The sequence below is a fragment of the uncultured Draconibacterium sp. genome, from assembly GCF_913063105.1.
Classification (GTDB): Bacteria; Bacteroidota; Bacteroidia; order Bacteroidales; family Prolixibacteraceae; genus Draconibacterium.
This window is the reverse complement of the sequence record NZ_CAJXYQ010000004.1, coordinates 338,993-352,344: the sequence shown is the minus strand read 5'-3', so window position 1 is coordinate 352,344 and position 13,352 is coordinate 338,993. Positions and strand designations below refer to the sequence as shown.

General features: G+C 43.0%; 6 protein-coding genes. 4 read left to right on the top strand and 2 right to left on the bottom strand.

Annotated features, from left to right (window positions below; translation table 11 throughout):
- The first annotated feature begins 16 nt into the window (after positions 1–16).
- Entirely contained in the window at positions 17–3,943 is a 3,927-nt protein-coding gene (locus QZ574_RS06170; protein WP_297087883.1) for a fasciclin domain-containing protein, read from the top strand.
- Between the two features lie 69 nt (positions 3,944–4,012).
- On the opposite strand, the gene QZ574_RS06165 is transcribed toward QZ574_RS06170, so the two are convergent.
- Positions 4,013–6,088 carry a helix-turn-helix domain-containing protein gene (locus QZ574_RS06165; RefSeq protein WP_297087882.1) on the bottom strand — a complete coding sequence of 692 codons (2,076 nt, stop codon included), beginning with the start codon at positions 6,086–6,088 and terminating at the stop codon, positions 4,013–4,015.
- Between the two features lie 454 nt (positions 6,089–6,542).
- On the opposite strand from QZ574_RS06165, the gene QZ574_RS06160 reads away from it, so the two are divergent.
- Positions 6,543–8,261, top strand: a complete 1,719-nt coding sequence (locus QZ574_RS06160) for an acyltransferase family protein (RefSeq protein ID WP_297087880.1) — start codon at positions 6,543–6,545, stop codon at positions 8,259–8,261.
- Positions 8,262–8,346: 85 nt separating this feature from the next.
- Positions 8,347–9,099, top strand: coding sequence for an alpha/beta hydrolase (locus tag QZ574_RS06155; RefSeq protein WP_297087878.1), 753 nt, complete (start codon positions 8,347–8,349; stop codon positions 9,097–9,099).
- A gap of 125 nt (positions 9,100–9,224) precedes the next feature.
- On the opposite strand, the gene QZ574_RS06150 is transcribed toward QZ574_RS06155, so the two are convergent.
- The gene (locus QZ574_RS06150) at positions 9,225–12,527 is read right to left on the bottom strand and encodes a S41 family peptidase (protein ID WP_297087875.1); all 3,303 of its coding nucleotides are present in this window, start codon (positions 12,525–12,527) and stop codon (positions 9,225–9,227) included.
- A 173-nt stretch (positions 12,528–12,700) separates the two neighbouring features.
- On the opposite strand from QZ574_RS06150, the gene QZ574_RS06145 reads away from it, so the two are divergent.
- Entirely contained in the window at positions 12,701–13,234 is a 534-nt protein-coding gene (locus tag QZ574_RS06145) for a DUF4382 domain-containing protein (protein WP_297087873.1), read from the top strand.
- The last annotated feature ends 118 nt before the right edge of the window (positions 13,235–13,352 follow it).

Below are 13,352 nucleotides of genomic sequence, written 5' to 3'. Positions count from 1 at the left end.
AATTAAAAATATACTCATGAAACAAATTTTACTTTTTCTCTTCGTAATGTTCTCCGTAAGCCTTTTAAATTTAAAGGCAAGCGAGATGAAAGCCGTCAATCAAACGGTGGTTGATATTGTTGTGGAAAGCGAAAGCCACACCACATTGGAAGCTGCTGTAGTAGCTGCAGGACTTGTAGAAACCTTACAGGGCGATGGTCCGTTTACGGTATTTGCCCCAACTGATGCTGCTTTTGAAGCACTTCCCGAAGGAACACTTGATGCCTTGCTGGCAGAACCGGGTGGCCAGCTTACCGATATTTTATTGTACCATGTGGTTGCTGCCAAAGCCATGAGTGGCAGCCTTATGGATGGCCAGAAAATTGAAACAGTACTTGGACAAAATCTAACGGTAACAGCAAGTACTGAAGGCGTATTTATTAACGGCGCCGAGGTAACTGTTGCAGATATTGAAGCTACCAACGGAGTTGTTCATGTAATTGATGCGGTATTGCTGCCCACCACAAAAACGGTGGTTGATATTGTTGTGAAAAGCGAAAGCCACACCACATTGGAAGCTGCTGTAGTAGCTGCCGGACTTGTAGAAACCTTACAGGGCGATGGTCCGTTTACGGTATTTGCCCCAACCGATGCCGCTTTTGATGCTTTGCCCGAAGGAACACTTGATGCCTTACTGGCAGAACCGGGCGGCCAGCTAACCGATATTTTATTGTACCATGTGGTTGCTGCCAAAGCCATGAGTGGCAGCCTGATGGATGGCCAGAAAATTGAAACAGTACTTGGCCAAAACCTAACGGTAACAGTAAGCAATGAAGGTGTATTTATTAACGGCGCCGAGGTAATCGTAGCAGATATTGAAGCCACTAACGGTGTGGTTCATGTAATTGATGCGGTATTGCTGCCCACCACAAAAACCGTTGTTGACATTGTTGTGGAAAGCGAAAGCCACACCACATTGGAAGCTGCAGTAGTAGCTGCCGGACTTGTAGAAACCTTACAGGGCGATGGTCCGTTTACGGTATTTGCCCCAACCGATGCTGCTTTTGAAGCACTTCCCGAAGGAACACTTGATGCCTTGTTGGCAGAACCAGGCGGCCAGCTTACCGATATTTTATTGTACCATGTGGTTGCTGCCAAAGCCATGAGTGGCAGTCTGATGGATGGTCAGAAAATTGAAACTGTGTTAGGAAAAGATATTCGAATTCGCATTGAGAGTGATGGTGTATTCATCAATGATGCCGAGGTAACAGTTGCAGATATTGAAGCAACAAACGGGGTTGTTCATGTGATAGATGCTGTTTTGCTACCTTCAAATGAGGTAAAACTGATGGAGGACACGAGGCATGGAAAAATTTTAACCGACGCTTTTGGTTACACTCTCTACTTCTTTACAAAGGATGCTGATGGAAGTTCGTTTTGTGACGATGGTTGCTTGGCGAATTGGCCGGTGTTTTATGCCCGCGATATGGATTATTCCAATGAGCTGGATTCAGCTGATTTTAGCTCCATTGATCGAGGGGATGGTGCCATGCAAACAACCTACAAAGGCTGGCCATTGTATTATTTTGTGAAAGATTCATTGCCGGGCCAGGTAATGGGCGATGGTGTTATTGGAAAATGGTTTGTAGCCAAGCCTGATTATACAATCATGTTGGTTGATGATCAACTCACAGGAAATGATAATGTGGATTACAAAGGCGATTATAACCCGGGAAGCGAAATGACCCAGTATTTTAGCGATGACAAAGGCGCCACTTTATATACCTGGATACAGGATAACTACAATAAAAATAATTTTACTGATTCCGAATTTGCAAAAAATGCCATTTGGCCTATTTATGAGGAAGAAGAGGTAGTTGTACCTTCAGTTCTTGATCCAGCTGACTTTACCATAATTGATGTGTATGGCAAAAGACAACTGGCATACAAAGGATGGCCACTCTACTATTTTGGACAGGATATGATGATGCGTGGTGACAATAAAGGTGTAAGCGTTCCTTCTCCTGGTGTTTGGCCAGTTGCGGTTAAGGATATGATGACTGCAAAATACGGAACCGTAGTTGACATTGTTGTGGAAAGCGAAAGCCACACCACATTGGAAGCAGCAGTAGTAGCTGCCGAATTGGTAGAAACCTTACAGGGCGATGGTCCGTTTACGGTATTTGCGCCAACTGATGCTGCTTTTGAAGCACTGCCCGAAGGAACACTTGATGCCTTACTGGCAGAACCGGGCGGCCAGCTTACCGACATTTTATTGTACCACGTTGTAGCTGCCAAAGCCATGAGTGGCAGTCTGATGGATGGCCAGAAAATTGAAACAGTACTTGGCCAAAACCTGACGGTAACAGCAAGCAGTGAAGGTGTGTTTATTAACGGCGCCGAGGTAACCGTAGCAGATATTGAAGCTACCAACGGAGTTGTTCATGTAATTGATGCGGTATTGCTGCCCACCACAAAAACAGTGGTTGACATTGTTGTGGAAAGCGAAAGCCACACCACATTGGAAGCCGCAGTAGTAGCTGCCGAATTGGTAGAAACCTTACAGGGCGATGGTCCGTTTACGGTATTTGCCCCAACTGATGCTGCTTTTGAAGCACTTCCCGAAGGAACACTTGATGCCTTGCTGGCAGAACCGGGTGGCCAGCTTACCGATATTTTATTGTACCATGTGGTTGCTGCCAAAGCCATGAGTGGCAGCCTTATGGATGGCCAGAAAATTGAAACAGTACTTGGACAAAATCTAACGGTAACAGCAAGTACTGAAGGCGTATTTATTAACGGCGCCGAGGTAACTGTTGCAGATATTGAAGCTACCAACGGAGTTGTTCATGTAATTGATGCGGTATTGCTGCCCACCACAAAAACGGTGGTTGATATTGTTGTGAAAAGCGAAAGCCACACCACATTGGAAGCTGCTGTAGTAGCTGCCGGACTTGTAGAAACCTTACAGGGCGATGGTCCGTTTACGGTATTTGCCCCAACCGATGCCGCTTTTGATGCTTTGCCCGAAGGAACACTTGATGCCTTACTGGCAGAACCGGGCGGCCAGCTAACCGATATTTTATTGTACCATGTGGTTGCTGCCAAAGCCATGAGTGGCAGCCTGATGGATGGCCAGAAAATTGAAACAGTACTTGGCCAAAACCTAACGGTAACAGTAAGCAATGAAGGTGTATTTATTAACGGCGCCGAGGTAATCGTAGCAGATATTGAAGCCACTAACGGTGTGGTTCATGTAATTGATGCGGTATTGCTGCCCACCACAAAAACCGTTGTTGACATTGTTGTGGAAAGCGAAAGCCACACCACATTGGAAGCTGCAGTAGTAGCTGCCGGACTTGTAGAAACCTTACAGGGCGATGGTCCGTTTACGGTATTTGCCCCAACCGATGCTGCTTTTGAGGACCTGCTTGCCGAACTGGGGTATACTTCGTTGGACGAAATTGATGCCGCAACACTGGAAGCTGTTTTATTAATGCACGTTGTACCTGGCAAAGTGATGGCCGGAGACTTATCGGATGGATTTATGGCGCAAACACTGCAGCAAGAAGAGATTGTTATTAATCTGAATGGTGGAGCCAGTATTACCGATCCAAATAGTAGGGTTAGCCAAATAACCGGAACTGATCTGGAAGCAGTGAACGGAGTAGTACATGTTATCGACAAGGTAATTCTGCCTGATCTGACTACCACTTCAGTTAACTCAATTATGAAGTCGGACTTAAAAATCTTTCCAAATCCGGTGGATGATGTGTTAAATATACAGACAACTGAGCCATCGGCGTTTATTAAAATAATAAGCCTTACCGGAAAAACAGTTCTGCAACGAGCAGTAATGTCAAGCAACGAAAGAATTGATGTTCAATCGTTCACTCCCGGTGTTTATATTGTTTTAATGGAAAGCGAAAGAGCTGCAATTACCCGGAAAATAGTTGTTCGATAATACTATTTTCTTTTTCTATAATGTAAACAGAATGGCCTTTCATCAGTTTTGATGAGAGGCTTTTTCTTTTTAAATCAAGTCCTTTACTTCAAGCGATTTTTTTATCCTTTTGTGGTAATTCTCAAACTTATTCTCAATTCTGGCAAATATCTTTTTATACTGCGGATGAAGTTGCATATTCTCAGATAGCGGATCAACAGCTGTAAAAAGAACAATCCAATAGTTGAATTTGTCTTTTTGCGAAAATTTATCGAGGAATTCCACTGCCTTTTCTGTATCGCCTAAATAGGAATAGTACATGGCCAATGAATAGTTGCGATATACAGAAGGGTCTTTTTCAGCCCATGTTTTGTATCGATTAAAATATTTATCAGCTAACTCCTTTTCGCCGGTTTTATCAAAGGTTAAGGCAATTTTCCCATTTTCCGAAGGATAAATGTCCAGCTTATATTTCTCCCTGGCTTCAACAAAAGGTTTGTAGTACAGGGCGGCTGTCTCAAAATCGCCAAGGTAGTAGTAGGATTTTGCTACCTCCTGCAGCACATCCAGTCGGCTTTTATCTTTTTCAAAAATGGCAAGTAAAGTCTTATTTAGCCGCTGCATATCTTCATCACGTGCATACTGAATGTAGGCTTTTACATATTGCGAGTAAAGATTTTCAGGAAGAAGATCCAGTGAGATATCAATATATTTTTGGGCCTCATCGATAAATGCTGATTGTATAAAAGCATTACTGATATGCAAATAACTATAGCTTGCCGCACCAGAGTCGTAAGCCGCCACAATATCAATTTCGAGTCCTTTTAAGGCATACTCCAGGTATTTTTCCGTATCGGGTAAATAGTTTACATATAAATCAACCATGAAGGCCAAAACTACATCTGAGTTGGGACTGATTTCCAGTGCCTTTTCCAGATAGGGAAGTGCCAGCTCGTATTCGTTGTGCGCCATGTAAAACAATGCTTTGGCCGTTAAACTCTGGGGGAGTTTCGAGTCGTAAAACAAGGCCTGGTCGGCATAGTAATTTATCGAGTCTGCAAATTGTTTTACCGATTTTCCCCGGTCAAGCATAAAAAAAGAGATGGCAACTCCGGCATAGGCACGGGCAAATTCTTTATCCTCCTGAATTGCTGTTTTGAAGAGAGGGACAGCCTTTTGTAAATTATCTTCCGTAGGTATTCTCAAAAAATCCAGTCCTTTTAAAAACAGGTCGTAGGCTTGCAGATTGTCGGTCGGTTTTTTCTCAATCCGTTTGCTTTCTTCAGGTGTTACAATGGCTTCAATTTGTTCAGCAATATTTTTTGCTACATCGGCCTGTAGCGAAAAAATGTCTTCCGTATCTCGCCGGTATTGCTGGCCCCATAAGTCATTATTTGTTCGGGTGTCAATTAAACGAATATTAAGCAGAATCTGATTGTCAATTTTTTGTCCGCTACCTTCAACCAGGTAAGTGGCATTTAGCTCGCGGGCAATTTCTGCCGTGGATTTTGGGTTGTTGCGGTAGGATTCAACCGAGGTTCGGCTGATTACCCGCAAATCGTTTATTTGCTGCAGGTTGTTAAGCGTGGCTTCCATTAATCCGTTAATAATGTACACATTGCTGGTGTCGTTACTGTCGTTTAAAAAGGGCAACACGGCAATTGATTTTATGTTGGCTTTACCCGGCGAGGCAGGGCGTAACACCACATATAAAACGGCTGCAATTAGTACGATAGCAAAAAAGGAAATCAGTGTAAACGGAAACTTTTTCTTCGGAACAAGTGGGGGCACCTCTGCCTGCTCTTCCAGGTTTTCTGCATCTGCTTCCTGGTGTTTGCCAAGTTCGCCCGGAGGGTAACCATACAGCTCGCGAAAGCATTTGATAAAATACGAGGGGCTGCCAAAACCCACTTTGTACGAAATTTCTGATACTGTCCAGGCCCCTTCCTCCAGTAATTCTGAGGCATATTTTAACCTGACATTGCGAATAAACTGGCTGGCTGATAAATCGGTTATTTTTTTGATTTTGCGTAGAAGGTTTGATCGACTCATGCCTGCCGCTTCGGCCAGTTCGGAAACCCCAAACTGCTCATTCGATATGTTCTCCTCAACAAGTTGTGTAATTTGGCTTAGAAAATTTTTTTCAGCGGAAGTAAGACCAGGCATAGTTGATAGCTTCGGATAATTATGATCTTAAAAATACAAAAACTGTTTGTTTGTCCCTTATCCAATCCATTCTTTCGTTCATATTTAATTTTTTGCAGCTTGTTTTTTTATGTTTGCATATGCTTTTTAAATTGCGCTACAATTCAGTTTGTCAGGGCTTTGCGTCAGCTGTTGCTTCATAATTTATACGCTTGCATCATAATTTATACCCCCTCAGCAAACTTCATATACTTCGCTGCATAGTTCATTAGACCTGCATCACGCTTCGCCCGACCTTTACATCAATAAAAACAACGGACATCGCGCTAACGATTTCCACAAAAAAACAAATTATGAAACGAACATGAATTTTCCTCATTCTAAATTCACAAAAAAGAATGATCAAAATTTATGTGAGTTCCTGTCCCGATGTATCGGGATTTTGAACATTCAGAAATCAAAAAATTTTAAACAAATGAAAACACGTATTTTTTTTCTCGACCATTTAAGAACAGTTATGATTTTTCTGGTAGTGGTTTTACACGCCGGATTGGTTTATGAACATGTATTGCAAAACTCCTGGATTGTTGTAGATCCGGTAAAAGCCAATTCAATTGGTTTGATTCGTCTTTATCTTGATTTATTTATCATGTTTATCATTTTTTTTATCTCCGGATATTTAATTCCGATGTCGTTAAAGGCGAAAACATCAGTTGAGTTTATTAAATCGAAAGTTAAGCGGATTTTAATACCTTGGGTAATTGCCGTATTTACTTTAATTCCGGCTTACAAGTTTATTTTCCTGTATTCAAGAGGATTGCCTCAGGAAGAGTGGTTTACGTACTTTCACTTTTTTGAAAGGGCAGGCAGCGACCTGAGTTTTTATGCCAATAACCCGGCTCAAAACTGGTTGTGGTTTTTACCTGTATTGTTTATGTTCCAGGTGATTTACCTGGTGTTGGCAAAATCAAAAGTACTCTCCTTAAGAATTAACCTTAAAGCTGCTGTTGTTGTCATGTTTGTGCTTGGTGTGGTGTACAGCGTAAGTATAGCTCAGTTCGGCTTAAACGGATGGTATGATTCGGCTGTTTTTCACTTTCAACGCGAACGACTGCTCGTTTATTTTATGTCGTTTTTACTGGGGTCACTGTGTTACAAATTAAAAGTATTCGAATCAAATAAAAAGAACAAGCGACTTTATATTGTTGCCAATGTTGTGCTTACGCTAGCACTTGGCTTGTTTACCGCGGTTGCATTAAACACCTTTTTTAATATCATCGATCCGCAGCGAAATTATTATTTCATTTCGCAATTTGCCGACCGTGTAGCTTACTATGCTTTTGGGCTGCTCTCGCAACTTACACTATTGTACATATTTCTGTACAGTTTTCGTCACAGTTTTAATAAAAGGTATGCGCTTATGGATGAACTTAACCGCAATTCTTACTCGGTTTATATTATTCATACTATTGTTCTTGGTGTGGTTGCCTTGTCGCTGGTAGGATTGCCAATTCCCTCAATGCTTAAATTTGTAATGGTGTACTTACTTACTTTTGGCTTGTCGAATTTCCTTATCAGCTCGTGGCGAAACGTTCGTAATGGCCAGATTACTGCCAAAACGGTGGCCACCGGTGTACTTTCGTTAGTAATTATATTTGCTGCTTTTAATGCTTATCCGGGAACAACAGAAAACAATGAAGATCAGAAAACAACAGAAACAGAAGCTTTGCCTCAAAGCGGAAATAGTATTCATGCGGCGGTGATTGCAGGCGATTTACAGACAGTAAAGGCTCTAATCGCATCCGGAGCTGATTTAAATGAAAAAGAACCTGCCGGCGGATCGAGCCCTTTAATGACAGCTTGTGTGTTCGGAAAAACGGAAATTGCCCGGGAGTTGATTCAGGCTGGTGCCCGGCTGGATGTTACCAATAACGACGGTTCAACCGCTCTGCATACTGCTGCTTTTTTCTGCCGCACAGAAATAGTTACAATGCTGTTAAAACAAGGCATTCCTGTTTCCGTAGTAAATAATTCAGGCGCTACCGCTGTACAATCGGTACAGGCACCTTTTGAAATGGTAAAAGGAATTTATGAATATTTTGCAAAGGTATACGAACCACTGGGTCTGGCGCTCGACCTGGAAAGAATTGAAAAAACACGTCCGGTAATAGCTGATTTAATTGCTAACCATTAAAACTATTAACCATGAAACTATAACAGCTTTGTAACAGAATAACTTTAAGTCTGACTAATTGTAAAACCATAAAATTAGCATCGTCATGTCGTCTTTTCAATTTCGCGGATTAACAGTGAATTACGATATTAAAGGGGAAGGAGAACCTGTTCTGCTCCTTCAGGGAAATACTGCCTCGTCGGGTATGTTTGCCCCGGTAATAGAAGAATATGCCAACAACTTTAAAGTGATTACCATAGATTTTCCCGGGCATGGCAAATCAGACAGACTGGAGCAGTTTGAAACAGATTTTTGGTACTACAATGCCATGGTTTGTCTGGCGCTTCTTGATGAAACGAATACCGAAAAAGTAACAGTAATTGGAACTAGCGGAGGTGCGCTGGTGGCACTAAATATGGGACTCGAAGCTCCTGCACGAATTAAAGCCATTGTGGCCGATAGTTTTGAAGGAGCGTATCCGTTAAACACCTTTATTAATGACCTGAAGACAGACAGAGAAGAAGCCAAAAGAAACAGCGATGCAGTGGCTTTCTGGCAACATAACCATGGCGAGGATTGGGAAAAAATTGTTGATTTGGATACCGATATGCTTCTTCGCTTTGCAGAAAGAGGCCATTCATTTTTTCATAAACCAATCGCTGAACTTTCTGTCCCGACATGGCTTACCGGAAGCAGGGAAGATGAATATTGCGATTATCTTGAGGATATCTATCTTGACCTTCAGAAGAAAAATAGACGGCTTAAAATTTACCTCTTTGAAAAAGGAGGACATCCTGCAATGTTGTCCAATCATGAACAGTTTTTAGGGCTGGTAAGGCAGTGGATTGTAAAGCTTTAAATGTTGTTTGATTGGGTGGAGATGGACTGGAGAACGAAATCATGTCTTTTCCAGCACTATTTTAAAAAAGGAGATGTCTGCATGCAGTCATCTCCTTTCTTATTCCATGTAATTTTGGTGTTTATTTAATTTTTCAATCCTTTTGCCGAACGGTCTTCCAATGGCGGCGCCGGGGTCATCAGGTGTTTGTTTTCTTTCACCAGTTTCATTACTTCTTCTACTACTTTTTCCATTTGCGGGTCGCGTCCCTGCATCAGCATATTGGGGTCGTCCCACACTTTAAAGTCAGGGCGTACGCCTTCGCCTTCCCAAAACCAATGTCCGTCGTTATCGTATAAACGAGCTCCGGGAACGGTTATCGAACCTCCGTCAATCAAACGATGACCGGTTGCAGGTCCAACCAAAATGCCCAGCGTGCGTTCGCCAACAATAGGCCCTGCTTCCAATTCCTGAAATGCCCAGGGTAAGCCATCGCCGCCTGATCCGGCCCAGCCGTTAATAAGCATACCCACCGGCCCGGTATTTGTTTTAACCGGGTTGGTATGGTCTTTTCCGTGGCGCCAATGCAGGTTGTAGGTAACCGGGCGCTGCAACAGTTCCAGAAAACGATCGGCCAATTGTCCGCCTCCGTTAAAACGCTCGTCAAGGATAAATCCTTTTTTATCCAGCTGTCCGTAGAACATTTTTACCAGTTCCAGTTGGCCCTGCCCGGCAGTGTTGGACATATAAATATAGCCCAACTGCCCATCCGACAGATCTTCTACCAGTTTGCGGTTATTCTCTAAATGGTTTAAATAGCGCAAATTATTTTCCTGTTGGGCACTAAGCAGTTCAACTATTACTTCTTTTGCATCCTCGGTTTTTCCGGTGGATGAAACCTGAAGTGCCACGGTTTTTCCCGAAAGACCTTCAAACGCCGCATACGGATCTTTGTCTGTGGCAAGGCCAATTCCGTTAACTGAAAGGATATAATCGCCTTCGTTAACATCAATTCCGGGTTGATTAAACGGAGAACGGGTTTGAGTATCCCAGGCAGCTGGTTTCAGAATTTTACCAATTTTGTAACCATTACCATCCATTGCCCAGTTGATGCCAAGAAATCCGCCACCCCGCGAAGGAGCCCGTTCCACATCGCCACCACCTGCGTAGGTGTGGCCGGCACTTAATTCGGCAACCAGGTTTAACTGAATATTGGTGATATCCAAACGTGTGCGGGCATCGTTTACCAATTTGGCGTAGCGGTCGCGCATGGCTTCCCAGTCAACTCCCTGCATGTTGGGGTCGTAAAAGAAATCGCGGTGGCGACGCCAGGTATCCATAAACACTTGTTTCCACTCTTCTTTCCGCACCAAATCCATCACTAAACCATCGGTTGGGATGGGCTTGTCTATTTTTTGTCCGGCAGCAGCCTTAATAATGCCATATTTTCCTTTTGAGCTCACCAGCATTTGTTTGCCATCGGCAGTAGGCACCACCCGGCTAACATCACTCATTACTTCTTTTTCTTCGCGTTCTTTCATGTCGAAAAAGTGTAAAGCCGAAGCGCGTTCGCCCGATCCGGTGTTGGGGCGGCGCAGGTACACCAATTTGCCCTCGAATGGGAGCAGGGCAGAGATATTGCCTGCTTTGGGCGGTAATAAAACAAGGCGACTCTCTATGTCAGTAAAATCAATCTCTACTTTTACACCATCCTCTTCTTTTTCCTTTTTGTCATCGTTTTTAGCCTCTTCCTTCTTATCCTCTTTGTCTGCTTCTTTTTCCTTGTCTTTCTTTTCTTCCTTTATTGTCACTTCGTCGTTCTTTGGCGCAAGCAATGACGGGGTATCGGCTTTCAGTCCGATGGATGCAATTTGTGTGGAGTTCGGATAAATCCATGTGCCGTCGCTTAACGAAGAGTAGGCTGCGTTAAAGGTGCGGTTAGTGAGGTAGAACAGGTATTTGCCATCGGTGCTGAAAACGGGGTAGCCATCATCATAAAATCCGCTGGTAAGCTGTGTCAGCTTCTTTTCTTCCAGGTTAAAAACAACAATGCAGCCGTTGGCATTGTCGAGTCCCTGGCTAAAGGTAATCCATTTCGAATCGGGCGACCACGATATTGGAAATCCAAAACGGCCTCCGTGCCCAATATTCCAGTTGTAATTGCCGGCTACTGTTGTCGCTCCATTTTCCGTATCAATTATTGAAATGGTGTTGGTTTCGTCGATAAAGGCAATTTTTTTACTGTCGGGCGACCAAAATAATCGATAGCCAAAGCCTTTTCCTCTTTTTGTTAGTTGTTTTGGCGCATTTTTGCTCTGGCTGTCTTGCAGCCATATTTCGTATTCTCCCGAGCGATCGCTCCAGTAAGCAATTGTTTTGCCATCGGGCGACCATGCCGGATTCTGATCAAAAGCACCGCTCGAACGGGTAAGGTTAATCGAGAAACCTTCTTTAACCGGTACATTAAATAATTCGCCGCGGGCTTCAAAAACAATACGTTTGCCTTCCGGCGCTGCAGTCATGTTCGAGATATTTCCTTTAACATCTTGTTTGCTTGGCATTTCTACCGAAAGATCGCTGATAACCTTAACTTCTACTATTCGCGATTGCTGGCTGTTCAAATCCATAAGGTACAGGTCTCCTCCCATCTCGTAAACCAACTCTTCAGGTCCGGCCGACAGAAAGGAAATATCAAAATCTTTATAAAAAGTAACCTGGCTGATGTTTTGATTTTGTGTGTTGTATTCCCAAATGTTTAAACGCATGTTTTCGCCACGGTCGGATAAAAAGTAGACCTTATTGCCGGCCCAGCCTGGTTTCCCGTCGTTCGCCTCGTCGGTGGTAATGCGTGTGGTTTTTTCGGTCGCAAAATCAAACAAAATGATGTCTGAAGTTAATCCGCCGCGGTAGCGTTTAAACGGGTAGTTTTCCGTAATTTTTGTGATGTACGCCAGTTGATTTCCATCCGGCGAAAAGCTGGCCAGCTCTCCGTAAGGGATTTTTAGTTTTTCGGGGAAGCCACCTTCTTTATCTACCATAAAAAACTGGTTTAAACGACCAATGCCGTTTTCGCGTGCTGAAGCAAACAGTAGCTTATTGCCACCTGGATGCCAGTCGACCAACCTATCGGAGAATGAATTATAAGTTACGCGGGTTGGTATGCCTCCCGTAACCGGAATTACATACACATCAGAATTTCCATTGTAACTGGCGGTAAATGCAATTTCTGAACCATCGGGCGAAAATTTCGGCCACGATTCTTCTCCCGGAGAATTGGTGAGCTGAATGGCTGTTCCCCCTTCTTTGGCAACCAGCCATATGTCTCCCCCGTAAACAAAAGCAATTTGCTCGTTCGAGACATCGGTGTAGCGCATTAGTTTTGCGCTAATTTGAGCTTGTGCACTAAGTAATAGAAACAGTGCACTACTGAGTAAAAGCAGTTTCTTCATGTAAATTTATTTTTTTGTTGTTGAATTATTGCGTTATGCATCGGAAACGGAGTGGTTGTTTTCTTTTTGTTTTAGTACCAATAAGTTAAGATATATTACACTGAAATGAAAATTTACCAAATAACATTTTTTGTTCCATTGCGTTATATTTGCATTAGTAACACATAAATGATATGAAAAGATTAGTAGCAGCCTTTATTATTATATCCGTTTTTATTGTTGCCTGTAGCGATGTTGATACAGATAAGTCGGGAAATGGAACCATAATCGTAAATTTAACCGATGCTCCGGGGGATTATGATGCGGTGTTGGTTGATGTGCAGGAATTGCGCATAAACATAAATGATGCTGATACCACAGAAGGCGAGTGGGTAGACCTGGAACTGGATACAATGGGCCAAATTGATTTGCTTATGTTTACCGATGGCAATAGCATTCAGTTGTCTGACGACGAAATTACGGCAGGATATTTAACGCAAATTCGAATGGTTTTGGGAGAGAATAATCAAATCGTAATTGATGGGGATACCCTCGAATTGGATACACCTTCTGCCCAACAATCCGGCCTGAAAGTAAATGTACACGATTCAATTGCCGATGGTGAAACATTTAATATGCTGCTTGACTTTGATGCCGAAAAATCGGTGGTGGAAAAAGGAAATGGAAGCTATTCGCTAAAACCTGTGCTGACAGTAAGTAAAATGTAGTTGCCAATATTTTTAATGGCAGCAATCTTCCCCGTATTTTTTCGCCTCCTCCATATTTTTCTTTGCTTAAGGCAAAGTAAAAGGGCCGAGCGCAAGCATAAAGTGTTAAAACATGTTA